Source organism: Azotobacter tropicalis (assembly GCF_059739045.1).
Genome location: NZ_AP046059.1, coordinates 3,342,100 through 3,365,648 on the forward strand (window position 1 = coordinate 3,342,100; position 23,549 = coordinate 3,365,648).

21 protein-coding genes and 1 other RNA gene are annotated in these 23,549 nt (G+C 69.0%); 13 read left to right on the top strand and 9 right to left on the bottom strand.

Annotated features, from left to right (window positions below; all coding sequences use genetic code 11):
- Nucleotides 1–135, top strand: coding sequence for a hypothetical protein (locus tag Atro_RS15815; RefSeq protein ID WP_497923751.1), 135 nt, complete (start codon nt 1–3; stop codon nt 133–135).
- Nucleotide 136: 1 nt separating this feature from the next.
- On the opposite strand, the gene Atro_RS15820 is transcribed toward Atro_RS15815, so the two are convergent.
- The 4 genes from Atro_RS15820 to Atro_RS15835 all read right to left on the bottom strand — a co-directional run bounded on the left by Atro_RS15820 (nt 137) and on the right by Atro_RS15835 (nt 1,606).
- Nucleotides 137–802, bottom strand: coding sequence for a 5-formyltetrahydrofolate cyclo-ligase (locus Atro_RS15820; protein ID WP_497923753.1), 666 nt, complete (start codon nt 800–802; stop codon nt 137–139).
- 76 nt (nt 803–878) lie between these two features.
- A non-coding RNA gene (ssrS, locus tag Atro_RS15825) (6S RNA) lies at nt 879–1,056 on the bottom strand.
- Between the two features lie 29 nt (nt 1,057–1,085).
- Nucleotides 1,086–1,400: a cell division protein ZapA gene (locus Atro_RS15830; RefSeq protein WP_039806440.1), complete on the bottom strand. Its 315-nt coding sequence runs from the start codon at nt 1,398–1,400 to the stop codon at nt 1,086–1,088.
- Nucleotides 1,397–1,606, bottom strand: coding sequence for a TIGR02449 family protein (locus Atro_RS15835; RefSeq protein WP_497923755.1), 210 nt, complete (start codon nt 1,604–1,606; stop codon nt 1,397–1,399). The genes Atro_RS15830 and Atro_RS15835 overlap by 4 nt, the downstream gene beginning before the upstream one ends.
- 188 nt (nt 1,607–1,794) lie before the next feature.
- Here Atro_RS15835 and Atro_RS15840 point away from each other — a divergent pair, with 188 nt between their 5' ends.
- The 9 genes from Atro_RS15840 to gcvP all read left to right on the top strand — a co-directional run bounded on the left by Atro_RS15840 (nt 1,795) and on the right by gcvP (nt 13,667).
- On the top strand, nt 1,795–2,349 hold the full coding sequence (locus Atro_RS15840; protein ID WP_497923757.1) for a YecA/YgfB family protein: 555 nt from the start codon (nt 1,795–1,797) through the stop codon (nt 2,347–2,349).
- A 38-nt stretch (nt 2,350–2,387) separates the two neighbouring features.
- Nucleotides 2,388–3,722: a Xaa-Pro aminopeptidase gene (pepP, locus tag Atro_RS15845; protein ID WP_497923759.1), complete on the top strand. Its 1,335-nt coding sequence runs from the start codon at nt 2,388–2,390 to the stop codon at nt 3,720–3,722.
- Between the two features lie 2 nt (nt 3,723–3,724).
- Nucleotides 3,725–4,912, top strand: a complete 1,188-nt coding sequence (ubiH, locus tag Atro_RS15850) for a 2-octaprenyl-6-methoxyphenyl hydroxylase (protein WP_497923761.1) — start codon at nt 3,725–3,727, stop codon at nt 4,910–4,912.
- Nucleotides 4,913–4,977: 65 nt separating this feature from the next.
- Nucleotides 4,978–6,195: a 2-octaprenyl-3-methyl-6-methoxy-1,4-benzoquinol hydroxylase gene (locus tag Atro_RS15855; protein ID WP_497923763.1), complete on the top strand. Its 1,218-nt coding sequence runs from the start codon at nt 4,978–4,980 to the stop codon at nt 6,193–6,195.
- A gap of 112 nt (nt 6,196–6,307) precedes the next feature.
- Nucleotides 6,308–7,312: an extracellular solute-binding protein gene (locus tag Atro_RS15860; RefSeq protein ID WP_497923765.1), complete on the top strand. Its 1,005-nt coding sequence runs from the start codon at nt 6,308–6,310 to the stop codon at nt 7,310–7,312.
- A gap of 87 nt (nt 7,313–7,399) precedes the next feature.
- A complete protein-coding gene (locus Atro_RS15865) occupies nt 7,400–9,016 on the top strand; it encodes an ABC transporter permease (protein ID WP_497923767.1) in 1,617 nt (538 codons plus the stop codon).
- Between the two features lie 203 nt (nt 9,017–9,219).
- Nucleotides 9,220–10,263 carry a glycine cleavage system aminomethyltransferase GcvT gene (gene gcvT, locus Atro_RS15870; protein WP_497927697.1) on the top strand — a complete coding sequence of 348 codons (1,044 nt, stop codon included), beginning with the start codon at nt 9,220–9,222 and terminating at the stop codon, nt 10,261–10,263.
- Nucleotides 10,264–10,305: 42 nt separating this feature from the next.
- On the top strand, nt 10,306–10,695 hold the full coding sequence (gene gcvH / locus Atro_RS15875) for a glycine cleavage system protein GcvH (protein WP_497923769.1): 390 nt from the start codon (nt 10,306–10,308) through the stop codon (nt 10,693–10,695).
- Nucleotides 10,696–10,793: 98 nt separating this feature from the next.
- Complete coding sequence (gcvP, locus tag Atro_RS15880) at nt 10,794–13,667, top strand: aminomethyl-transferring glycine dehydrogenase (RefSeq protein WP_497923771.1); 2,874 nt, start codon at nt 10,794–10,796, stop codon at nt 13,665–13,667.
- A 21-nt stretch (nt 13,668–13,688) separates the two neighbouring features.
- Here the strand turns inward: gcvP and Atro_RS15885 are convergent, their stop codons facing one another.
- Both Atro_RS15885 and Atro_RS15890 read right to left on the bottom strand, forming a co-directional pair.
- Nucleotides 13,689–14,378 carry a nitroreductase gene (locus Atro_RS15885; RefSeq protein WP_497923773.1) on the bottom strand — a complete coding sequence of 230 codons (690 nt, stop codon included), beginning with the start codon at nt 14,376–14,378 and terminating at the stop codon, nt 13,689–13,691.
- A 185-nt stretch (nt 14,379–14,563) separates the two neighbouring features.
- On the bottom strand, nt 14,564–14,872 hold the full coding sequence (locus Atro_RS15890) for a PepSY domain-containing protein (RefSeq protein ID WP_497923775.1): 309 nt from the start codon (nt 14,870–14,872) through the stop codon (nt 14,564–14,566).
- A gap of 296 nt (nt 14,873–15,168) precedes the next feature.
- Between Atro_RS15890 and Atro_RS15895 the strand changes: the two genes are divergently transcribed.
- Both Atro_RS15895 and Atro_RS15900 read left to right on the top strand, forming a co-directional pair.
- A complete protein-coding gene (locus Atro_RS15895; protein WP_497923776.1) occupies nt 15,169–15,867 on the top strand; it encodes a DUF2780 domain-containing protein in 699 nt (232 codons plus the stop codon).
- Nucleotides 15,868–16,316: 449 nt separating this feature from the next.
- Nucleotides 16,317–17,534 (top strand): sugar transporter, encoded by a 1,218-nt coding sequence (locus tag Atro_RS15900; RefSeq protein ID WP_497923778.1) that lies wholly within the window; start codon nt 16,317–16,319, stop codon nt 17,532–17,534.
- A gap of 83 nt (nt 17,535–17,617) precedes the next feature.
- Here the strand turns inward: Atro_RS15900 and fecA are convergent, their stop codons facing one another.
- The 3 genes from fecA to Atro_RS15915 form a co-directional block, all read right to left on the bottom strand.
- Nucleotides 17,618–19,987, bottom strand: coding sequence for a TonB-dependent Fe(3+) dicitrate receptor FecA (fecA, locus tag Atro_RS15905; RefSeq protein ID WP_497923780.1), 2,370 nt, complete (start codon nt 19,985–19,987; stop codon nt 17,618–17,620).
- Nucleotides 19,988–20,073: 86 nt separating this feature from the next.
- Nucleotides 20,074–21,003, bottom strand: a complete 930-nt coding sequence (locus Atro_RS15910; protein WP_497923781.1) for a FecR domain-containing protein — start codon at nt 21,001–21,003, stop codon at nt 20,074–20,076.
- Nucleotides 21,000–21,512, bottom strand: coding sequence for a sigma-70 family RNA polymerase sigma factor (locus Atro_RS15915; RefSeq protein WP_497923783.1), 513 nt, complete (start codon nt 21,510–21,512; stop codon nt 21,000–21,002). The genes Atro_RS15910 and Atro_RS15915 overlap by 4 nt, the downstream gene beginning before the upstream one ends.
- Nucleotides 21,513–21,770: 258 nt before the next feature.
- On the opposite strand from Atro_RS15915, the gene Atro_RS15920 reads away from it, so the two are divergent.
- Nucleotides 21,771–23,522 carry a cyclic-di-GMP receptor FimW-related protein gene (locus Atro_RS15920; RefSeq protein WP_497923786.1) on the top strand — a complete coding sequence of 584 codons (1,752 nt, stop codon included), beginning with the start codon at nt 21,771–21,773 and terminating at the stop codon, nt 23,520–23,522.
- The last annotated feature ends 27 nt before the right edge of the window (nt 23,523–23,549 follow it).

Consider the following 23,549-nt stretch of genomic DNA (forward strand, 5'->3'; position numbering starts at 1 on the left):
ATGAAGCGCAAGCCAGATCTGCTGTGGGTTCTTGTCATTCTCTTCGGACTGGGAGTGGTCACCACAGGCTACGCGCAAAGCCACTGGGAACAACAGCAGAGCGTTCAGTCGCCGAGCCTGTTCCGGAGTCTTTGATCTATTCGCAGGCACCGCAGGGATTGCGGTGCCGCTGCTCCTTCCGCGTCATTCCCTTCGTGTTCCCGGCCGCATACCAAGCCCGGTCCGTCACCGTGGCCTCCAGTGGCACGTCCCAGCTGGCCAGCGCCAGTCGATCGACCTTCTGACACTCATGGGCCAGGCCCAATAATACGGGTTTGCGGCAATACTTATGGCGGCTCCGATAGGCCAGGCTGCGATCGTAGAAGCCGCCGCCCATGCCTAGTCGTCCACCCTGCGAATCGAAGCCGACCAAAGGCATCAGCAGCAGATCGAGCGTCCAGACCTTGCGCTGTCGGGCCCGGTTCGGGCGGGGCTCGCGGATGCGGAATCGGTTCAGGTGCAGTGCCTCGCCGGGATGGATGCGCTGGAACACCATGCGCGTCGCCGGCCAGGCATTGAGCACCGGCAGATAGGTCGCCTTGCCGTGGCGTTGCGCGGCCTCGAGCAGCAGCCCGGGGTCGATCTCGCCATCGTTGGGCAGGTAGAGCGCCACGTGGCGACAGCGGCGAAACAGCGGATGCTGCGCCAGTTGGAGATAGAGCCGGCGGGCGGCCTGGCGCTGGTGGTGGGGGGCGAGCGCGCGCCGTCGCGCGCGGAGCAGGCGGCGCAATTGGATGCGGGAAAGGCCGGCGGTTTCGATCATGCCGAATGAAGGACTATCCGGAATGCAGTATCAGCGATCTTGAAGGATTCGCCACAAGGCGGCAAGCGAAGAAGGTGGGCTCCCCGAGGTGCCGCTGCCGGCTTGACCCTTGAACCCGAAAGTTCAAGGTGGCGACTGACGATGACTTTAAGGCTTTCCGTCAGGCGGACATGCACACGGGTCACACGTACAGCCTCCGAAGTTTTGCGTATCGGGAGAGGGACGTGGCCGACTGGCGTACACGCCAGGGAGTGATCGCCAGTATACCCGAATCCCGAAGGACTCAGGTTGTCAGCTCATCCGGATTGTTGGTCAGAGCGCGGTCGACCCGCTCCAGCAGGGTGCGAACCTGTTCGCGGGTCGAGCTGGCCTGCAGGTCCAGGCGCTCCTGCTTGTGCAGCAGATCGTGGGTGATGTTGAGGGCAGCCATCACCGCGACACGGTCGGCGCCGATGACCTTGCCGCTCGAGCGGATTTCCCGCATTTTCCCATCTAGGTAACGGGCGGCGCTTTCCAGGTTGGCCCGTTCTTCCGGTGGGCAGGCGATGCAGTAGTCCTTGTCGAGAATGTGGACGGTGATGGTATGCGGCTGGCTCATGAATCCTGCTCCAGGGCTTTCAGACGTGAAATCATCGATTCGACCTTGTGCCTGGCGATTTCGTTCTTTTCGATGAGATGGGCGCGTTCTTCTCGCCAGGCCTTTTCATTCGCCAAGAGAAACCGGTTGTGGGCCTTGATCTGCTCGAGACGCTGGATCAGCAGTTCCAGCTGACGGGCAAGAGCCTGCAGGTCATCGTCTTCCATGGCGCCTCTTCTTCTCTGCGAATGAATGGGACTCGCGCGCCCGACGGTGCGCTTCGATGGTCTTGCCGCGTCCGCCGGTGCTAGGATACGCGATCACATTCTAGTCATTTGCTCTCCGTGGCGCCTATAGCTGCCGGCGCTTTCGCAAAGTGCGGCCAGAGCGGGCGAGTGGAGAAGGCGAGTCCGATATGTCCACCGATAAATCCCCCTATGCGGCGTTCTCCACCCTGCTGACCTCGACCGGCCGCAATGTGTCCCCGGCGGAGCTGCACGGTCTGCTGCTCGGCCGCAGTTGCGCCGGTGCCGGCTTCGAGGTCGAGGGCTGGCTGACCGATGCCGCCGATCTGCTCGGCGACCAGCTTCCGGACAGCGTGCGCCAGGCGCTGGTCGGCCTGCAGGAGATGGTCAAGGGCGAGCTGGCCGGCGGCGAGGTCGCCGTGGTTCTGCTGCTGCCTTCCGACGAGGCGCCGCTGGCCGAGCGCGCCACCGCCCTAGGGCAGTGGTGCCAGGGCTTTCTCGGCGGCTTCGGCCTGACCGCCCGCGACAAGCCGTTGAGCGCGGAGGCCATGGAGGTGCTGCAGGATCTTGCCGCCATCGCCCAGGTGCAGTCTTCGCTGGAGGACTCCGAGGAGGGCGAGGGCGCCTACATGGAGGTCATGGAATACCTCCGGGTCGCGCCGCTTTTGCTGTTCGCCGAGTGCGCCGGACCGGTCGCGTCGGCGCCCAAGCCGTCCGTGCACTGAAGCGCCGACGCCTTTGCCAGTCAACCGAGGAGCCGTACATGACCTGCATCCCGAAGTCGGAATATGCCCGCCGGCGCAAGGCGCTGATGGCGCAGATGGAGCCCAACAGCATCGCCATCCTGCCGGCGGCGCCGGTGTATATCCGCAATCGCGATGTGGAGCATCAATACCGTCAGGACAGCGACTTCCAATATCTCTCGGGTTTCCCTGAGCCGGAGGCGGTGATCGCTCTGATTCCCGGCCGCGAACATGGCGAGTACGTGCTCTTCTGTCGCGAGCGCGATCCCGAACGCGAGCTCTGGGACGGTTTGCGCGCCGGTCAGGAGGGCGCGGTGCGCGATTACGGCGCGGATGATGCTTTCCCCATCGCCGACATCGACGACATCCTGCCCGGTCTGATCGAAGGGCGCGGCCGGGTCTACTACGCCATCGGCAGCAACGAGGCGTTCGACCACCGGCTGATGGAGTGGATCAAGACCATCCGCTCCAAGGCTCGCCAGGGCGCGCAGCCGCCGAGCGAGTTCGTCGCCCTCGACCATCTGCTGCACGACATGCGTCTGTACAAGAGCGCCGCCGAAGTGACGGTGATGCGCGAGGCCGCGGCCATCTCCGCCCGCGCCCACGTGCGCGCCATGCAGGCCAGCCGCCCGGGGTTCCACGAATACCAGCTGGAGGCCGAGCTGGAATACGAGTTCCGCAAGGGGGGGGCGCGGATGTCGGCCTACGGCTCGATCGTTGCCGGCGGTCGCAATGCCTGCATCCTGCACTACACCGAGAACGACATGCCGCTACGCGACGGCGACCTGGTGTTGATCGACGCCGGCTGCGAGATCGACTGTTACGCCAGCGACATCACCCGCACCTTCCCGGTCAACGGCAGTTTCTCGCCCGAGCAGAAGGCCATCTACGAGTTGGTGCTGGCGGCCAACCTTGAGGCGTTCAAGCACATCGCGCCCGGCCGTCACTGGAACGAGGCCCACGAGGCCACGGTACGGGTGATCACCGCCGGGCTGGTGGAGCTGGGGCTGCTCGCCGGCGAGGTCGACGAGCTGATCGCGCAGGAAGCCTACAAGCCCTTCTACATGCACCGTGCCGGTCACTGGCTGGGCATGGACGTGCACGACGTCGGCGACTACAAGGTCGACGGACAGTGGCGCGTGCTCGAGCCGGGGATGGCGATGACCGTCGAACCGGGCATCTATATCGCCGCCGACAACGACAAGGTCGAACGCAAGTGGCGTGGTATCGGCGTGCGCATCGAGGACGACGTGGTGGTCACCGAGACCGGCTGCGAGATCCTTACCGGCGGCGTGCCCAAGGGCGTCGCCGAGATCGAGGCGCTGATGGCCGCGGCTCGCGGCCGGGCGGCCTGAGCATGAACCGGGTGGAACTGGCGATCGTCGGTGGCGGCCTGGTCGGCGCCAGCCTGGCCCTGGCCCTGCAGGAGGGTGCCAAGGCGCGCGGCTGGCGCATCGTGCTGATCGAGCCGCATGCGCCTGGCGAGGGCTATCAGCCGAGTTACGATGCGCGCTCCTCGGCGCTGTCCTTCGGCACTCGGCAGATCTACGAGCGCCTCGGCCTGTGGTCGGCGATCTCCCGCCGCGCCGAGCCGATCCTGCAGATCCATGTCTCCGAGCGCGGCCGCTTCGGCACCACGCGCCTGCACGCGGCGGAGGAGGGCGTGCCGGCCCTCGGCTATGTGGTGGAGAACGCCTGGCTCGGCGAGTGTCTGTGGCAGGCGCTGGATCCTGAGGTGGTCGCCTGGCGCTGTCCGGCCGAAGTGCTGCGCATGACCCCGCTGGCCGACGGCTACCGGCTGCAGCTGGACGACGACAGCCATCTCGACTGCGCCCTGGCGGTGCTCGCCGACGGCGGCCGTTCCGATCTGCGCGAGCAGCTCGGCATCCATGTTCGCCAGCGGCCCTACGGGCAGACCGCGCTGATCGCCAACCTCACGCCCAGCGAGCCGCATGGCGGCCGGGCCTTCGAGCGCTTCACCCAGGACGGCCCGATGGCCCTGCTGCCGCTGGCGGAGAATCGCTGCGCGCTGGTCTGGACCCGCCCGACGGGCGACGCCGGGCGCCTGCTGGCGCTGGACGATCGGCAGTTCCTCGCCGAGTTGCAGCTGCAGTTCGGCTATCGCCTCGGTGCCTTCCGCCAGGTGGGGGGCCGCCATCTCTATGCGCTGGCACTGGTCGAGGCCGAGGAGCAGGTGCGTCCGCATCTGGCCCTGCTCGGCAATGCCGCCCACAGCCTGCACCCGATCGCCGGCCAGGGGTACAACCTGTCCCTGCGCGATACCCTGTGCCTGGCCGAGGAGCTGCTGGCCAGCTCGGCCGCGCCCGGCGACTTCGCCACCTTGCTGCGTTACCAGGCCCGTCAGCGCCTTGACCAGCAACTGACCGTGGGTTTTTCCGACCGGCTCACGCGGCTGTTCGGCATGGCCACGCCGCTGCTCGCCGACGGACGCAGTCTCGGCCTGCTCGGCCTCGATCTGCTGCCGCCGGCGAAGCGCTGGTTCGCCCGTCAGGCCATGGGGCTCGGCACCCGCGCGCAGGCCTGAAGCCTGCGCGCGATCATCGAACAACGGTGGGCGTGGCTGGACGCCCTTTGCGAGTTGAGGAAAGCATGCACGCGGATCTGATCATCGTCGGCGCCGGAATGGTCGGCAGCGCCCTGGCACTGGCCCTGCGGGATAGTGGCCTGGACGTCCTCCTGCTCGACCGCGGACCGCTCGAGGCGGCTCCCTGGCATCCCGAGGCGCCCTTCGAGCCGCGGGTCAGCGCGCTGTCCGCCGCCAGTCAGCGCATCCTCGAGCGCCTCGGCGCCTGGGACAGCATCCGTGCCCGACGTGCCTCGCCCTACGGCGAGATGCAGGTGTGGGACGGTTCCGGCACCGGACAGATCCACTTCGCCGCGGCCAGCGTGCATGCCGAGGTGCTCGGCCACATCGTCGAGAACCGCGTGGTGCAGGATGCCCTGCTCGAGCGTCTGGCCGGCACGGGAATCGGGCTGTTGTCCGGGGTGCGTCTGGACGGTCTGCGCCGCTCCGGCGACGGCTGGCTGGTCAACCTCGGCGACGGTCGCCAGCTGCGCGCGCCGCTGCTGATCGCCGCCGACGGCGCCAATTCGACGATCCGCCGCTTGGCCGGCTGCGCCACCCGCGAATGGGACTATCTGCACCATGCCATCGTCACCAGCGTGCGTTGTGCCGAGCCGCACCGCCGCACCGCCTGGCAGCGTTTCACCGACGACGGCCCGCTGGCCTTCCTGCCGCTGGAGCGGGGTGGCGACAGGCATTGGTGCTCGATCGTCTGGTCGACCACCCCGGAGCAGGCCGAACGACTGATGGTCCTGGACGACACGGCCTTCGCCAAGGCCTTGGGCGCTGCCTTCGAGTGGCGGCTCGGCGCGGTGCTGGAGGTCGATCCGCGGCTGTGCATCCCGCTGCGCCAGCGGCATGCCCGGCGTTATGTCGAGCCCGGCCTGGCGCTGATCGGCGACGCCGCCCACGTCATCCATCCGCTGGCCGGGCAAGGTGTCAACCTCGGTTTCCTCGATGCCGCCACCCTCGCCGAAGTGCTGCTGCATGCCCGGGCGCGCGGCGAGCGGCTGGGCGATCTGCGTGTGCTGAGTCGTTTCGAGCGCCGGCGCATGCCCCACAACCTGGCGATGATGGCGGCGATGGAGGGCTTCGAGCGGTTGTTCCAGGCCGATCCGCTACCGCTGCGCTGGCTGCGCAACACCGGCCTGAAATGGATGGAAAACCTACCCGGAGGCAAGGCGCTGTTCGTCCGCCAGGCCCTCGGTCTGAGCGGCGACCTGCCCGAGCTGGCGCGCGCCTGAGAGGCGCCCCGCTTCGCCCGCGACGGATATATGGCGCGACATCTGGCAAGTTGTGAAGCGAAATGCTAGTCACTATTATTTGCCGCGACAAATCCATACTGAGGTGGGTTCCATGCAGGCAAGCAAGCACATTCTCGCCATCCTGGCCCTGGGCGCGTTCTCCGCTATCGCTCTGGCCGCCGATGACGAGGTCGTGGTCTATTCGTCGCGGATCGACGAGCTGATCAAGCCGGTCTTCGACGCCTATACCGCCGAAACCGGGGTCAGGGTGAAGTTCATCACCGACAAGGAAGCCCCGCTGCTCGCCCGCCTCAAGGCCGAAGGGAAGAACACCCCGGCCGACCTGCTGATCACCGTGGACGCCGGCAACCTCTGGCAGGCGGAGCAGGAAGGCGTGCTGCGTCCGCTGGATTCGCCCACGATCAAGGCCAACATTCCGCCGCAGTACCGCTCCGCCAGCGGCGCCTGGAACGGCCTGTCGCTGCGCGCACGGACCGTCTTCTACTCCACCGAGCGGGTCAAGCCGGAAGAGCTCTCCACCTACGAAGCGCTGGCCGACGAGAACTGGGAAGGCCGCCTGTGCCTGCGCACCAGCAAGAAGGTCTACAACCAGTCGCTGACCGCCACCCTGATCGAGACCCACGGCGCGGCCAAGACCGAAGAGATCCTCAAGGGCTGGGTGAACAACCTGGCCACCGACGTGTTCGCCGACGACACCGCCCTGCTGCAGGCCATCGATGCCGGCCAGTGCGACGTGGGCATCGCCAACACCTACTACTACGGGCGCCTGCACCAGCAGAACCCCGGCCTGAAGGTGAAGCCCTTCTGGCCGAACCAGGGCGACCGCGGTGTGCACGTCAACCTCTCGGGAGCCGGCGTGACCAAGTACGCCCCGCACCCGCAGGCGGCGCAGAAGCTCCTGGAGTGGATGACCGGCGAGAAGGCCCAGCGTCTGCTCGCCGATCTCAACCAGGAGTACCCGGCCAATCCGCAGGTTGCGCCGTCCGCGGAGGTCGCCGCCTGGGGCAGCTTCAAGGCCGACAGCATTCCGGTCGAGGTCGCCGGCAAGCGCCAGGCCGAGGCCATCAAGCTGATGGACCGCGCCGGCTGGAACTGATCCCGGCGCGCCGAGGCCGTCAATCCCGGGCCGCCGGCGGATCGCTCCGCCGGCGGCCCGCTTCGTTTTCCGTAGCGGGGAGCAGTCGTGACCCATTCCGCCCAGCGCCGCTGGTATCCCGTCGTTCTCGCCATCGCCGCCCTGGTGCTGCTGCCCCTCAGCGTGCTGGCGCTGTCCTGGCACAGTGTGGACGGCGAAATCTGGAGCCATCTGTGGGATACCCAGATGCCGCGCCTGCTCGGCAACACCCTGAGCCTGCTGCTGGGCGTCGGTGTCGGCGTCACCCTGCTCGGCGTGAGTCTGGCCTGGCTGACCAGCCTCTGCGAGTTCCCCGGCCGGCGCTGGCTGGACTGGGCGCTGATGTTGCCCTTCGCGATTCCCGCCTATGTGCTGGCCTTCGTCTTCGTCGGCCTGCTGGATTTTTCCGGCCCGCTGCAGACCCTGTTGCGCGAATGGTTCGGCAGCGGCCTGCGGCTGCCGCGGGTGCGCTCCACCGGCGGGGTGATCCTGGTCCTGGTGCTGGTCTTCTACCCCTACGTCTACCTGCTCGCGCGCAGCGCCTTTCTGGCCCAGGGCAAGGGCCTGATGGAGGCCGCGCGGGCCCTCGGCCAGTCGCCCTGGCAGGCCTTCTGGCGGGTGGCCCTGCCGATGGCGCGACCGGCGATCGGTGCCGGGCTGGCGCTGGCGATGATGGAGACCCTGGCCGACTTCGGCGCCGTCTCGGTGTTCAACTACGACACCTTCACCACCGCCATCTACAAGACCTGGTACGGCTTCTACAGCCTGTCCACCGCCACCCAACTGGCCAGCCTGCTGCTGCTGGCGGTGATGCTGGTGGTCTACGGCGAGCGTCGTGCCCGTGGCGTGCCGCGGCCGAGCACCGAGCGCCCGCGCGGCCGGGCGCTGTACCGGCTGCGCGGTCTCAAGGCCGCGGCGGCCTGCGCCTGGTGCGTTCTGGTGTTCCTCTGTGCCTTCGTCGTGCCGCTTCTGCAACTGCTGGCGTGGTTCTGGCGGCGCGGCCGCTTCGATCTCGACGAGCGCTACGCCGGACTGATCCTGCACACCCTCTCTCTGGGCGGCTGCGCCGCGCTGCTCACCGTCGCCTGCGCCATGCTGCTGGCCTTCGCCCGGCGCCTGGTGCCGGGGCGTACCATGGGCGCGGCGGTCGGCCTGGCCAACCTGGGCTATGCGTTGCCGGGCTCGGTGCTGGCGGTGTCCATCATGCTCGCCTTCAGCTACCTCGACCGCGAGCTGGTGATCCCGCTGTCCGCCTGGCTCGGCGGCGCCGGCAAGCCGCTGTTGCTGGGCAGCCTGGCAGCCCTGCTGCTGGCCTACCTGGTGCGTTTCCTGGCGGTGGCCTTCGGACCGCTGGAAAGCAGCCTGGCGCGGATCCGCCCGTCGCTGCCGGAGGCCGCGCGCAGCCTGGGCGTCGGCGGCACGCAGCTGTTCCGGCGGATCTACCTGCCCCTGCTGCTGCCCGGCACCCTGAGCGCCACGCTGCTGGTATTCGTCGACGTGCTCAAGGAAATGCCAGCGACCCTGCTGATGCGCCCGTTCGGCTGGGACACCCTGGCGGTGCGCATCTTCGAGATGACCAGCGAGGGCGAGTGGGCTCGTGCCGCGCTGCCGGCGCTGACCCTGGTGCTGGTCGGCCTGCTGCCGGTGATCGGCCTGATCCGCCGCTCGGCACGCCAGCCGGGCTGAAAATGTTGGCCGCGAGCCGTCCGCTTCCCGGCTTTTCCGGTGCCGTGACCGGGTTCGACCTTGCGGCTACAATGCGCGCCATTCGCGACCTGCCCGCGGCCCTGCCAGGCCTGTCCTGCAGGTCTTTCGCATGACACGCGCCGGGCACGGAAGGAGAAACCCACCATGGGACAGCACACGCCCTCTATGACCAGCATCTTGCCCTGGGCGCCAGGATCGTCGACTTCGGCGGCTGGGACATGCCCCTGCACTATGGCTCGCAGGTCGAGGAGCACCAGCAGGTCCGGCGCGATTGCGGGGTCTTCGACGTCTCTCCCATGACCGTGATGGATGTCCATGGCTCGGATGCCGGAGCCTGGCTGCGCCGCCTGCTGGCCAACGACGTGGCGCACCTGGCAACCTCCGGCAAGGCCCTCTACAGCGTGATGCTCAACGAGCGCGGCGGGGTGATCGACGATCTTGTCGTTTACCGTACCGACTTCGGCTACCGCCTGGTGCTCAATGCCGCCACTCGCGAGCGGGATCTGGCCTGGATGCGCGAGCGGGCCGCCGGCTTCGCCGTCGAGCTGCGCGAGCGCCGCGATCTGGCCATGCTCGCCATCCAGGGCCCGCAGGCGCGAGCGCGCACCGGCAAGCTGCTGTCCGCGCCGCGCGCCGCGCTGATCCACGAGTTGCGCCCGTTCGAGGGCCTGGCCGAGGGCGACTGGTTCATCGCCCGCACCGGCTATACCGGCGAGGACGGTCTGGAGATCCTGCTGCCGGCCGCTCAGGCGCCGGGCCTCTTCAGCGAGCTGGTCGGCGCCGGCATCGTTCCCGTCGGCCTCGGCGCCCGCGACACCCTGCGCCTGGAGGCGGGTCTTAACCTCTACGGTCAGGACATGGACGAGAACGTCTCGCCGCTGGCGGCGAACCTGGGCTGGACCATCGCCTGGGACCCGCCCGGGCGCGACTTCATCGGCCGTGCGGCGCTGGAGGCGCAGCGTCGTGCCGGCGGCCAGCCTAAACTGGTGGGATTGCTGCTGGAGGAGCGCGGCGTACTGCGCGCCCGCCAGGCCGTGCGGGTGGAGGGCATCGGCGAGGGCACGATCACCAGCGGCAGCTTCTCGCCGACGCTGGGCAAGTTCATCGCCCTGGCCCGGGTGCCGGCGGCCACCGGCGAGCGCGCCGAGGTGGAGATCCGCGGCCTCTGGCTGCCCGTCCGCGTCGTCCGGCCGAATTTCGTCCGCCATGGCAAGGCTTTGATCTAGATTTTTCGGGCGAGCCCTTTCGCCCCAACCCGAGGACACGACATGAGCAATATCCCCGCCGATCTGCGTTACACAGCCAGCCACGAATGGGCCCGACTGGAAGCGGACGGCACCGTCACCGTGGGCATTTCCGACCACGCCCAGGAGGCCCTGGGCGACGTGGTGTTCGTCGAGCTGCCGGAAGTCGGCAAAGCGCTGGCCGCCGAACAGGAAGCTGGGGTGGTGGAATCGGTGAAGGCCGCCTCCGACATCTACGCGCCGATCGCCGGCGAGGTGATCGCGGTCAACGAGGCCCTGACCGACAGTCCCGAGCTGGTCAACAGCGACCCCTACGGCAGCTGGTTCTTCAAGCTCAAGCCCAGTGACGCCGGCGACCTGGACAAGCTGCTCGACGCGGCCGGCTACGAAGCCGCCTGTGCCGCCGGGGCCTGATCGCCACCTCCTTCCGGCGCCTGCCGGCGCCGGAAGCCGGGCCACTTCCTCCTGAAGCCTCGCCCGTCGGGGCTTCGTCCTTTCAGCCGAGAGCCGCCATGTCCCAGACTCCCCGTCTCGCCCAACTCCAGCAGCCCGACGCCTTCCTGCAGCGCCACCTCGGTCCCGACGAGGCCGAACAGCGCACCATGCTCGCCAGCCTCGGCCTGGCCAGCCGCGACCAGCTGATCGAGCAGACGGTACCGCCGGCGATCCGCCTGAACCGCGCCCTGGAGTTGCCGGCGGCGCTGGACGAGCAGGGCGCCCTGGCCAGGCTCAAAGGCTATGCCGAACGCAACGAGCTGTGGACCAGCCTGATCGGCATGGGCTACCACGGCACCGTCACCCCGCCGGTGATCCTGCGCAACGTGCTGGAGAATCCCGGCTGGTACACCGCCTACACCCCCTACCAGCCGGAGATCGCCCAGGGCCGGCTGGAGGCGCTGCTGAACTTCCAGCAGCTGACCATCGACCTCACCGGCCTCGACCTGGCCAGCGCCTCGCTGCTCGACGAGGCCACCGCTGCCGCCGAAGCCATGGCCATGGCCCGCCGCGTGGCCAAGAGCAAGAGCAACCGCTTCTTCGTCGACGAGAACTGCCACCCGCAGACCATCTCGGTGGTGCGCACCCGCGCCGAGGGCTTCGGCTTCGAGGTGGTGGTGGCTGCCGTGGAAAACCTCTCCGAGCATGCGGTGTTCGGCGCGCTGCTGCAGTATCCGGACACCCACGGCGAGATCCGCGATCTCGAGCCGCTGATCGAGCAACTGCACGTGCAGCAGGCGCTGGCCTGCGTCGCCGCCGACCTGCTCGCCCTGCTGGTGCTGACCCCGCCCGGCGAACTGGGTGCCGACGTGGTGCTCGGTTCGGCGCAGCGCTTCGGCGTGCCGATGGGCTACGGCGGCCCGCACGCGGCCTACTTCGCCAGCCGCGACGAGTTCAAGCGCGCCATGCCCGGACGGATCATCGGCGTGTCCAGGGATGCCCGCGGCAACACCGCCCTGCGCATGGCCCTGCAGACCCGCGAGCAGCACATCCGCCGCGAGAAGGCCAACTCGAACATCTGCACCTCCCAGGTGCTGCTGGCCAACATGGCCGGCTTCTACGCCGTCTACCACGGCCCCGAGGGGCTCAAACGCATCGCCGAGCGCGTCCACCGGCTGACCGCGATCCTCGCCGAGGGCCTGGCGCAGCGCGGGATCGAGCGCCTCAACCGGCACTTCTTCGACACCCTGACCCTGGAGGTCGGCGGCGCCCAGACGGCGATCATCGAGAGCGCCCAGGAGGCGCGCATCAACCTGCGCATCCTCGGCCGCGGCCGGCTCGGCGTCAGCCTGGACGAGACCTGTACTAGCGAGACCGTCGAGCGGCTGCTGGCGATCTTCCTCGGCGCCGACCACGGCCTCGACCTCGCCGTGCTGGACGATGCCGCCGCCGCGGGCATCCCCGATGCGCTGCAGCGCACCTCGCCCTACCTGCAGCATCCGGTGTTCAACAGCCACCACAGCGAGACCGAGATGCTGCGCTATCTCAAGCAGTTGGAAAACAAGGACTTGGCACTCAACCAGGCGATGATCCCGCTCGGCTCCTGCACCATGAAGCTCAACGCCACCAGTCAGATGATGCCCGTCACTTGGCCGGAGTTCGCCAACCTGCATCCTTTCGTCCCGCGCGAGCAGGCCGAGGGCTACCGGCTGATGATCGAGGAGCTGGAAGCCTGGCTGTGCACCATCACGGGCTTCGACGCCATCTGCATGCAGCCCAACTCCGGCGCCCAAGGCGAGTACGCCGGCCTCCTGGCGATCCGCAGCTACCACCTGAGCCGCGGCGAGGGACAGCGCAACGTCTGCCTGATCCCGTCCTCGGCCCACGGCACCAACCCGGCCTCGGCGCAGATGGTCGGCATGCAGGTGCGCATCGTCGACTGCGACCGGTCCGGTAACGTCGACCTCGCCGACCTCCGGCGCAAGGCCGAGGAGGCCGGCGACACGCTGTCCTGCCTGATGCTCACCTATCCCTCGACCCACGGCGTCTACGAGGAGGGCGTGCGGGAGATCTGCGAGGTGATCCACGGCCACGGCGGCCAGGTCTACATGGACGGCGCCAACCTCAACGCCCAGGTCGGTCTGGCGCGGCCGGCGGACATCGGTGCCGACGTCTCGCACATGAACCTGCACAAGACCTTCTGCATCCCCCACGGCGGCGGCGGCCCGGGCATGGGGCCGATCGGCGTCAGGGCGCACCTGGCGCCCTTCGTCGCCAACCACCCGGTGGTGCCGCTGGACGGTCCCAATCCGGACAACGGCGCGGTCAGCGCGGCGCCCTGGGGCAGCGCGAGCATCCTGCCGATCAGTTGGATGTACATCGCCATGATGGGTCCGCAGCTGAAGGATGCTACCGAGGTGGCCATCCTCAACGCCAACTACCTGGCGCACCGTCTGGGCGGCGCCTTCCCGGTGCTGTACAGCGGCCGCAACGGGAGGGTCGCCCACGAGTGCATCCTCGACCTGCGCCCGCTCAAGGCGGAAACCGGCATCAGCGAGGAGGACGTCGCCAAGCGCCTGATGGACTACGGCTTCCACGCGCCGACCATGTCCTTCCCGGTGCCCGGCACGCTGATGATCGAGCCCACCGAGAGCGAGTCCCTGCACGAGCTGGACCGCTTCGTCGAGGCCATGCTGAGCATCCGCGCGGAGATCGCCAAGGTCCAGGCCGGCGACTGGCCGGCCGAGGACAACCCGCTCAAGCACGCCCCGCACACCCTGGCCGACGTGCTCGGCGAGTGGCAGCGCCCCTACGGCCGCGAGGAGGCGGTGACGCCGACCGCCCACACCCGCGCCCACAAGTACTGGCCGACGGTGAACCGGGTGGACAACGTCTATGGCGACCGCAACCTGTTCTGTGCCTGCGTGCCGCTGGACGACTACCGCGAGTGAGAGCGATGGGACCGGCGGTGCTCAGCCGCCGGCCGGCTCCTCGAAGCCATGGAAGGTGGTGAATTCCGTCACCGACACCCGTTCGGTGACCAGGCCGTTTTCCGGCGCGTCCGGGTCCTCGTAGCCGAGGGCCACGGCGCAGAGCAGGATCTCTTCCTCGCCGAGCAGCCCCAGCTCGCGCACCACCTGGTGATAGTCGGCGAAGGCCCCCTGGGGACAGCTGTGCAGCCCTTCGCCGCGGGCCGCCAGCATCAGGTTCTGGATGAACATGCCCATATCGAGGAAGCTGCCGGTGTTCATCCGCCGGTCCATGGAGATCAGCAGGCCGACCGGCGCGTCGAAGAACTGGAAGTTGCGCAGCGCCTGGCGCTCCCGCGCCGCCCGGTCGCCGCGGGCGATGCCGAGCGCGTCGTAGAGGCTGAAGCCCATGGTCCGCCGGCGCTCCAGATAGGGCTCGAACCAGGGGTCGGGGTAGTAGCCGTACTCGGCGTGATGCCGCTGCGGCTCCTGCTCGGCTGCCGCGCTCACCGCCCGGCACAGCGCGTCGCGGGCTGCGCCGGCCAGCGCGCGGACCTTCCACGGCTGGGTGTTGGCGCCGCTCGGCGCCTGCGAGGCCAGTTCCAGGATGCGCTCGACCTGGGCGCGGGGAACGGGATCGGGACGGAAGCGGCGAACCGATTTGCGCGAATGGATGGCGTCTGCGACCTGCATGGACAAGCTCCTTGAATTGGGCAGGAACGCGCAGGTATACCCCAGGCGCCGGGGCTTTTCATCCATGGAGATCCTGTGGGTTCAGCGGCACTTCCCGCTCCGCTGCCGGCCAGCGCTCCGTGGAAGCGCGGACGGGCGCCGGGCCGGACCGGGGCATCCTGCCCCCGGCTCGCGCGGCTATCCGCTCAGTCGTCCTGATGATCCTTCAGCACCTGACCGTTGGCGGCGTCCAGGTGCACGTCCCACTTCACGCCCTGGGTGTCGCGCAGTTCGACCTGGTAGATGTAGCGGCCGTATTCCTCCTCCAGCTCGGTTTCGCGGATGGTCGAACCCGGATGCTTGGCCTGCGCCGCGGCGTTGAGCGTCTCGAACGGCTGGATGGTACCGGCCTTGAGCAGCTTCACGGCTTCGTCCGGGCCGAGGTCGTTGGCTTGGGCCAGGCCGGCGCTGGCGGCGAGCAGGGTGGTGGCGAACAGGGTGGTGAGGGTTTTCATCGTGGCTCTCCTCGGAGTCGTCGGCTTTCGATGGCTTCACCCTAGTCCGCTTGGCTTAAACCAGCCTGAATCGGCCGGCGCGGCGGGGAACGGTTGCAGGCGGGGAGGCGATGGCCGACCATAGAGGGCGCCAGCGATCCCCTATCCCATTGCGGGGATCGTGTCCGCGCGAGACGTCACAGAAATGCTGCTGCACGGCTCGCGCGCCCACGGACCGTCCTCCTGCCCGCCGTCCGTTCGGCCCTCGCGCCGCCAGGCGGGCAGCGTCCGCATCCCGAGTCGAGAGGTTTCCCCCGATGAAAGCGTCCCCCTCCATTGCCCTGATCGCCCTGCTGGGGCTGGCGAGCGTCCCGGCCTTCGCCTTCGACCTGAACGCCGCCGCCCAGGCGGTCTCCGCCCTCAAGGGCGGGCAGGCCGACGAGGCCGCCGACGACAAGGCGGCGCCGGTGCTCGGGCTGGTCCAGGCCATGAGCGCGCTGCCGGTCACCCCGCTGCAGATGCTGGGCGGCACCGGTGCCCTGCTGGGACTGGCGCAGAACCAGCTCAAGAGCAGCGACTATGCCCAACTGACCGAGTCGGTTCCCGGCATCGAGCACCTCACCGGCGACAATGCCCTCGACCAGCTCGGTGCCCTCGGCGGCCTGGGGGCGCTGGGCGGTAGCCTCGGCGGACTCGGCGGCCTGCTCGGCAAGTCCGCCGTGCCCTCTGCCGAACAGTCCGAGCAACTGGAGGAAACCGGCGAACTGCTGGGCAACGTGCAGAGCATGCAGGACGTCAACCAGGCCTTCTCCTCCCTGGGCATGGACGCTGGCCTGGCCGGCCAGTTCGCGCCGATCCTGCTGCAGTTCCTCGGCAACCAGGGCGTGGCTGGTCCGCTGATGCAGAACCTGGCCGGCGTCTGGGGGGTGAGCGGTTCCGGCTTCGCGCCCGGCAGCGGTGCCGCCACTGGCACTGGCGTCGGCAGCGTCCCGGCCGGCAGCGCTGCCGGCTCCTGATCCGCCGGGTCAAGGGGGGCCGGGAGCGCGCGAAGGACGCCGGCGCATCCGTTCCCGAGGCGCCGGTGGGCCTGCCGGCAACCCCCGGCAGAGGCGGGCCGGCGGCCGCCCGACGCCGGCTTCGAGCGGCCGGGCACCAGGCCGTCTCGCGCCCGTCGCCTGCCGGCCGTCAGGTCGTGGTGAGGGCCCCTGGCTGGCCTGTTGTGGTGCAGGCAGGCAGCTTCTAGAATCGGCTTCGTCTGGCTGTCTCCTCCCATACCTATAACAATTCCTCTCGCTGCGCAGCGATGCTGCTGCGCCCCGGCTTCGCGCCGTGGGCGGCGGGCTTCGGTGTGTCCGCTTCCGGGTGTGGGTGCGTGTCCCTATTTTGCGAACAGGCGCTTGGCGTGCGTTTTCCCATGCCCGGCGGATGGCCCCTGTCGCCTCCCTCTTGAAGGTGCACGTCTTAAATGAACACCCCCCCGAATGCTCCTGTCGGCAGCTGGCTGAGCGTGCTTGCGCTGGCCCTGGCCGGCTTCATTTTCAACACGACCGAGTTCGTTCCCGTCGCCCTGCTGAGCGCCATCGGCGGCAGCTTCGGGCTGTCTACCGACAAGGTCGGCCTGATGCTGACGATCTACGCCTGGGTGGTCACCCTCGCGTCGCTGCCGATGATGCTGCTGACGCGCAACATCGACCGGCGCAAGCTGCTGATGTTCGTGTTCGCCCTGTTCGTCGCCAGCCACGTCCTGTCGGCGCTGGCTTCCAGCTTCGCCGTCCTGTTGCTGAGCCGGATCGGCGTTGCCCTGGCGCACGCCGTGTTCTGGGCGATCACCGCCTCCCTGGTGGTGCGGGTGGCGCCGCCGGGCAAGCAGACGCAGGCCCTCGGCCTGCTGGCGACCGGTACCTCCCTGGCCATGGTGCTGGGCATCCCGCTGGGCCGCGTGGTGGGCGAGATGCTCGGCTGGCGCACGACCTTCGCGGCGATCGGGGTGATCGCCACGCTGGTCCTGGTCTGTCTGGCCCGGACGCTGCCGTCGCTGCCCAGCCAGAACTCGGGTTCGCTGCGCAGCCTCCCAGTGCTGTTCAGGCGCCCGGCGCTGGTGGCCTGCTATGCGCTGACCGCCCTGGCGATCACCGCGCATTTCACCGCCTACAGCTATATCGAGCCGTTCGCCGAGGCCGTCGGGCAACTGACCGGCAAGGCGACGACCATCCTCCTGCTGCTCTTCGGCGGCGCCGGCATCATCGGCTCCCTGGTGTTCGGCTGTTGCTACAACCGGACCCCGAACGGCCTGCTGGTCGCGGCACTCGCGGCCATGGCGCTGTGCATGCTGCTGCTGGCGCCGTTGGCCCGGGATGCCTGGATGCTCGGCACGCTGAGCCTGGCCTGGGGCGTCGCCATCATGTGCTTCGGGATGGCCCAGCAGTCCAGGGTCATGGCCCTGGCCCCGGACGCCACCGACGTGGCGATGGCGCTGCATTCGGGCATCTACAACATCGGCATCGGCGGCGGCGCCCTGCTGGGCGGCGCGGTGAGCAGCCAACTGGGGCTGGCGAGCGTCGGCACCGTGGGCGGCGTGCTGGCGGTGGCTGGATTGCTGGTGTGCGGCGCAACGATCCAGCGCTTCGGCAAACCGCTGCCCACCATGCCCGTGCCGCTGGACGGCAGGGCGTGCGAGGTTTGAGGGCCGGCCGGGGCCGGTGCCCGTCATCCCGCAGGTCGTGACCCGGCCTGCGGGATGGCATGACGCCGCCCGCGGATACCCCTTCAGAACCCCATCGACGTCTGCAGATACAGCGTGCGCGGCTGGCCGAGGTTCTTGCCCTTGTTGTTGTCGTCGTAGGAGCGGGTGAAGTACTCGGTGTCGAACAGGTTCTTCACCCCCAGCGCCACCTGGAGGTCGGCAGCCCGGGGGCCGAAGTCGTAGGCCGCGCGGGCGTTCCAGATGACGTGGCCGGGAATCCGCCCGGTGCTGCCGTCGAGGCTTTCCTCGACGGTGTTGGCGTTGTCGGCGTACTGGCTGGACTGGAAGGTGCTGTCCAGGTCCAGGCGCAGCCCGTTGCGCGAATAGCCCAGGCCGAAGGTGCCCTTGTGCTTGGACGAGAAGGGCACGCGGTTGCCCTGGTTGGGCCCGGACTCGCGGATGGTCGCATCGACGTAGGCATAGGTGGCGTAGACGTCGAAGCCGGCGAGCGCCGGATGCAGGCCTGCCATCTCGTAGGCCAGGCTGCCCTCGAAGCCGGTGTGGCGGGTTTTCCCGCGGGCGATGATGTTGTCGTTGGTCTGGTTGCTGTCGTACTGGTTGTCGAAGTCGATCAGGAAGGCGCCCAGCTCGGCCTTCAGCGCGCCGTCGTCGTAGCGGGCGCCGGCCTCCCAGGTGCGGGCCTTTTCCGGTTCGATCTCGTTGACCTGGGCGCGGTTGGGCATCTGGCTGTACTGGATCGAGCCGAAGGACTCCTCGGTGTTGAAGTACAGGTTGAGGCTGTCGGTCAGGCGATACAGCACGTTCAGCGCCGGCAGCGAGGTGTTGTAGTCCGCATCGTATTTCTCCCCGGTGAGCTTGTTGGTCTGCTCCGAGCGGATGCGCTCCAGGCGCAGGCCGGGGGTGATGGTCCAGCGGCCGATGTCGATGCGGTCGTCGATGAAGAAGGCGTTGGCGTGGGTGTAGCCGCGGGTGTCGCGGTCGTTGCGGCTGCCGGTGTCGGGCAGGCCGTTGCCCTGTGCCTCCCGGTAGCGCAGCTCGTGGGAGGCTTCGCTGATGAAGCGGTGGCCGATGCCGACCTCATGCCAGCTCTCGCCCAGGGCGAAGCCCTGGGTGAAGCGGGTTTCCAGGCCGCGCACCCAGTAGTTGCGCGGCGACAGGGACACGAAGCTGCCCTGGTCCAGGTAGCCGCTGCGCAGGGTCCGGGTGAAGAAGCCGTTCACCGAGAACTTGCGGGCGTCTCCCGTGTAGTCGTAGCCCAGCCCCACCAGGGTGCGCCGGCCCCAGAACTCGTCGAGCGGACGGGTGGACTGGTAGGGATCGTCGTCGAAGTCGGCCTTGCTCAGGCCGCCGGGCATCTGCGCCTCGCCGTCGTAGTACTGGACGATGCCGTGCAGGCTGTGAGCGCCGTTCGGCTGGTAGCGCGCCTTGAGGATCATGTCGTCGATGCGGGTATCGCTGTGTTCCCGGTAGTCGCTGCCGCGCACCCCGGAGTAGAGCAGCACGCCGCCCAGCCCGTTGTCGCCGGTGCCGCCGAGCAGCAGGTTGCCGGTGCGCTTCCAGGCGTCCTGGCTGGAGTCGGGGCTGACCTCGGTCTGGATGCCGCCCTTGAGACTGAAGTCCTCGGGGATCGCCCGGGTCACGAAGTTGACGATGCCGCCCACGTTCTGCGGCCCGTAGCGGACCGCGCCGCCGCCGCGCACCACGTCCACCGCATCCATGTTGCCCATGGACACGGCCGCCATCGACAGCTGCGGCTGACCGTAGGGCGCGAAGGGCACCGGGATGCCGTCCATCAGCACCGTGGAGCGGGTCGCCAGACGCGGGTTGAGGCCGCGGATGCCGAAGTTCAGCGCCATGTCGTGGCTGCCGGTGCCGTTGTTCTCCGGCGCGTTGACCCCCGGAATGCGGTTCAGCACCTCCCGCGTGCTGCTGGCGCCGAAGCGTTCGAACTGTTCGCGGCGGATCACGTCGCGCGCGCCGGGATGGTTGAAGACGTCCTCTTCGTCGCCCTCGCCGAGCCAGTCGCCGACCACCGTGTCGGTGTTCAGTTCGAGGGAGCCCGTGCCGGTGGCGGCCGAGGGTTCCGCCAACTGCAGGCTGAAGCCCTCGCCTTGGGCGAGGGCCTGCAGGCCGCTGCCGGCGAGCAGCTGTTCGAGGCCCTTGCGCGGCGCATATTCGCCCTGCAGGCCCGGGCTCCGGCGGCCTTCGGTCTGCTCCGGGGTGAAGACGATCAGCAGCCCGGCCTGCTCGCCGAACCGGTTCAGCGCCTCGGCCAGCGGGCCGGCCGGAATGGCGAAGGACTGGCGGGCCGCGACGGTCGGCGTCTCGGTTGCAGGCTGGGCCAGGGCGGGCAGGGCGGCGCAGGCGATGGCGCCGCCCAGCAGCAGGGCGGGGGTGAGGATCGGCGAGCGGAGGCGCGAAACGACGGACATCGGGCATTCCTGAAAAGGTGGTCTCTACCTCCCTTGTCACGCGAGACGGCGAAACGGCTCAGCCCGGACGAAAAATTTTTCCGGGCTCAGCCGTGGCGGGGCTGCACGCTGATCCACCAGCGGGTGCGCTGGCTGATCCGCACCGGCAGGGCGACTTCGAGCATGGCGAGGATCGCCAGGCTGTCGCGCAGCGGATAGGTGCCGGACAGGCGCAGGTCGGCGACGCGCGGATCGCAGCCCAGCCAGCCCCGCTGGTAGCGGCCGAGTTCGTCGAGAAAGTCCGCCAGGCGCATGTCGCGGGCCACCAGCATGCCGCTGCGCCAGGCGGCGACGGCGGCATCCAGGGGCTGCGGCGTACCGAGGTGCTGGCTGTCGAAGCGCAGCTGCTGGCCGGCCGTGACTACCGCCAGCCGCTCCGGGTGCTCGGCGCAGCGCACCTGCACCGCGCCTTCCAGTACGCCGAGCCGGCAGTGGTCGGCGTACTGGCGCAGGTTGAAGCGGGCCTGCTCGGTCAGTAGCGAGCCCTGGGCGGTGGCGACGCGGAACGGCGATGCGCCGGAAGCGACCTCGAGCTGGATCTCGCCGCGCAGCAATTCGAGTCCGCGCGAGGCGGCGTTCACCGCAGTGTCGGTGTTCAGGCTCAGCCGGCTGCCGTCGGCCAGGTCGATATCGCGGCGCTCGCCCACCGCCGTGCGGTAGTCGGCCAGCCAGGCCGGCGTCTGGCGACCGGCCAGCCAGACGGCCGGCACGGCGACCGCGGCCAGGCCGAGCATTCCCAGCACCTGGCGGCGGCCGTGCAGCGGCGCGCCCTCCACGGCGGCCCGCGCCGCCGCGGGCGGCAGGCCGCGCAGGCGCCGGTTGACGCTCTCGATGCGCTGCCAGGCGCGCTCGTGCTCGGGGTCGGCCTCACGCCAACGCTGCCAGTCGCGGTGCAACTGCTCGTCGGCGCCCTCCTGCAGCTCGACCAGCCAGCGCACCGCCTCCTCGGCGACCCGTTCGGAAACCGGCGCCTTCATTCGTACAGCTCGGCGAAGTAGCAGCGCTGCGCCGCCTTGGCGATGTAGCGCTTGACCGTGGCGAGGGAGATGCCGAGGCGCTCGGCGATCTCGGCATAGGGCAGGCCGTCGAGCTGGGCGTAGAGGAACGCCTGGCGGACCGGCAGCGGCAGGTCCTCCAGCAGCCGCGCCAGCTCCAGCAGAGTCTCCATGGCGATGGCGCGGACTTCCTCGCTCGGCTGCTCCGCGGCGGGCAGCGCCGCCAGGGCCTCGAGGTAGGCACGCTCGATGTCCTGGCGGCGGTAGTGGTTGAACAGCAGCCGCTTGGCGACGGTGGTCAGGAAGGCCCGCGGCTGTTCGAGGCGCAGCAGGTCGCGGGAGCCCATGGCCTGCACGAAGGCGTCCTGGGTCAGGTCCTCGGCGCTGTGCGGACAGCTCAGCCGGCGCCTGAGCCAGCCGTTGAGCCAGGAGTGGTGATCCAGATAGAGGCTGTGCAGCACGCTGTGACGGTCGAGGTTGCCTGTGTCCACGGCGGGGGGATCCGGCTTTGATGTTAGTGATAATAATTATTATTATGTTGGAAGCGTGCCGGCGCGTCATTTCCCTGCCGATCAAATGCACGCAGTAGCGGACCTATGGGCTGATTTTCTGTCCCGAACGGGGCGGATTTCTGCAGTTCATTTGACGCCGAGGCGTCTTGTCCCGAGACAGATTTCTGTACGCTTTTCTCGAAGCCAGACCTTCCGACGCCGGGAGGCGTGAAGACTCATCCCTGCAGGCCGTTCCGAATGAGTGAAAGTCCTCAAGCATTGCTGCATGTACCCGTGCCCGACCGCGCCGCCCTGAGTTTCTGCGCGGCGAGTCCCTGGGCGCTGCAGCGCTGGATTGCCGAGTTGCCCAAGGCCAACCTGGGAGGCTGCGCGCAACGTCTCTATCTCGGCCTGCTCGAGATCGTGCGCTTGCAGACGCCTGCGGAGAATCGCCTGCAACTGCTCGAGCTGCTGCGGCCGGAGATCCATTTCGTCTGCACGCACCTGGAACCGCACTTTCTCCTGGCTAACCGCGCCTCCGAGGAGCGGGCGCACAAGGTGGCCAATCTCTGCCAGGCGCTGCAGCGCCTGCTGGCCAGCGGCTACGAACAGCTCGTCGCCCTGGAGACGCCGGCCGTGCCGGAGCAGGAAGCGTGCCGCCAGCGCGCCGCCACGGCCGTGCAGCGCGCGCTCTATGCCCTGAATGCCACCCTGGTACGCTCCAAGCAGCTCTACAGCCCTGTGCACGAGGGCCTGTGGCGGGAGATGCACAGCCTGTACCGGATCGCCCGGGATCGCGACCTGCTGCGTTTGCCGGTCCCCGATGGATTGCTCCCGGGCCATGCGGCGTCGACCGTGCAGCGCACCTATACGGCGAGCCTGATGCTCGGCAGCGCGCGCTGCAACCAGCTGGGAGCGAAGGATATCGCCCGCCTGGCCCGGGCCCTGGAGTCCTGGAGCGCCCTGGTGCGGTTGCAGGAACAAGCCGACAGCTGCCCGCTGCAGGTCGACCTGACCCGGGACGGTCCGCCGCGCTATCGACGCCTGTGCGAGCCCGTCACGGACGGCGACCTGCTCGGCATCGATCCCGCCGCGCTGCTGGGCGTTCTGGACGCCTGGCGGCATCCGGATGCGGCATCCCCGGATAGCCTGCCGCCGCTTCCGGGCGGCCTCGGTTTCGAGCTTCTCGATCACCTGCAGCAGGCCTGGGGCGATCTGGCCCAGCGCGCCTGTCCGCGCGAACCGGGGCAGGGCCGGCTCGGCGTGGTCCTCGGCATGCAGTCCCTGCACTATCACCTGGCGGGCCGGCAGACGTTCGGCGAGCTGCTGCGACGTCAGGACGATGCGTGCCGTGCCCGTTTCCAGCCGAACCGGGGCGACTTGGAGGACGTCTGGAACCAGGCGTTCGATGTCGGCTCGCTGGACCGGCGGAAAGGGCCGGCCGCCGAGGCGATCCCGTTTCGCCGGGAGGCGGACGGGCAGGCGCTGTTGGCCGGCGACTTCGGAGTGGAGCGGCATCCGGTCTTCGCGCTGCCCGTCGTCGACCGGAGTCAGGGCGGCTACGGGCTGTTCTGGCCGGGCCTGCCGGCCAGCCGGCTGCGGGTCGGCGAGTTGCTGGGCATCCAGCCGGCGTCCCGGCAGGACTGGGCCGTCGGCGTGATCCGCTGGATCCGCCAGGTCGCCGACGGCGCGCGCCTGGGGGTCGAGCTGATCGCCGAGCGCGCCGAGCCCTGCGGGCTGCGTTTGGTCGATGCGGCGCAGCCGCAAGACCATTACCTGCGCGCCCTGCAGCTGCCGGAAGGGGGCGACGATGACGCTCCGGCCAGCCTGGTCACCGCCAGCCTGCCGTTCCGGGAGGACTGCACGGTGCAGATCAACCGGCATGGCGAGGAACAGCTCGCCGTGCTCAGGCGTCGGCTCGCCAGCCTGGGCCGCTTCAGCCGCTTCGAATACCGGCTGTTCGGCTATGGGGGCGTCGAGGACTTCTCTTCGCTGTGGACGCTCCTCTGATGCCGGGCCAGGCGGGCGCCCGGGGAG

Bases quoted from the DNA above. Each gene is read 5' to 3' on its own strand.
- Atro_RS15855 (WP_497923763.1), top strand. From the start codon at position 4,978: ATGCACGCGGATCTGATCATCGTCGGCGCCGGAATGGTCGGCAGCGCC.
- Atro_RS15900 (WP_497923778.1), top strand. From the start codon at position 16,317: ATGAACACCCCCCCGAATGCTCCTGTCGGCAGCTGGCTGAGCGTGCTT.
- Atro_RS15890 (WP_497923775.1), bottom strand. From the start codon at position 14,872: ATGAAAACCCTCACCACCCTGTTCGCCACCACCCTGCTCGCCGCCAGC.
- pepP (WP_497923759.1), top strand. From the start codon at position 2,388: ATGACCTGCATCCCGAAGTCGGAATATGCCCGCCGGCGCAAGGCGCTG.
- Atro_RS15860 (WP_497923765.1), top strand. From the start codon at position 6,308: ATGCAGGCAAGCAAGCACATTCTCGCCATCCTGGCCCTGGGCGCGTTC.
- Atro_RS15920 (WP_497923786.1), top strand. From the start codon at position 21,771: ATGAGTGAAAGTCCTCAAGCATTGCTGCATGTACCCGTGCCCGACCGC.
- Atro_RS15830 (WP_039806440.1), bottom strand. From the start codon at position 1,400: ATGAGCCAGCCGCATACCATCACCGTCCACATTCTCGACAAGGACTAC.
- ubiH (WP_497923761.1), top strand. From the start codon at position 3,725: ATGAACCGGGTGGAACTGGCGATCGTCGGTGGCGGCCTGGTCGGCGCC.
- Atro_RS15835 (WP_497923755.1), bottom strand. From the start codon at position 1,606: ATGGAAGACGATGACCTGCAGGCTCTTGCCCGTCAGCTGGAACTGCTG.
- Atro_RS15815 (WP_497923751.1), top strand. From the start codon at position 1: ATGAAGCGCAAGCCAGATCTGCTGTGGGTTCTTGTCATTCTCTTCGGA.
- fecA (WP_497923780.1), bottom strand. From the start codon at position 19,987: ATGTCCGTCGTTTCGCGCCTCCGCTCGCCGATCCTCACCCCCGCCCTG.
- Atro_RS15820 (WP_497923753.1), bottom strand. From the start codon at position 802: ATGATCGAAACCGCCGGCCTTTCCCGCATCCAATTGCGCCGCCTGCTC.
- Atro_RS15885 (WP_497923773.1), bottom strand. From the start codon at position 14,378: ATGCAGGTCGCAGACGCCATCCATTCGCGCAAATCGGTTCGCCGCTTC.
- gcvP (WP_497923771.1), top strand. From the start codon at position 10,794: ATGTCCCAGACTCCCCGTCTCGCCCAACTCCAGCAGCCCGACGCCTTC.
- Atro_RS15840 (WP_497923757.1), top strand. From the start codon at position 1,795: ATGTCCACCGATAAATCCCCCTATGCGGCGTTCTCCACCCTGCTGACC.
- Atro_RS15895 (WP_497923776.1), top strand. From the start codon at position 15,169: ATGAAAGCGTCCCCCTCCATTGCCCTGATCGCCCTGCTGGGGCTGGCG.
- gcvH (WP_497923769.1), top strand. From the start codon at position 10,306: ATGAGCAATATCCCCGCCGATCTGCGTTACACAGCCAGCCACGAATGG.
- Atro_RS15910 (WP_497923781.1), bottom strand. From the start codon at position 21,003: ATGAAGGCGCCGGTTTCCGAACGGGTCGCCGAGGAGGCGGTGCGCTGG.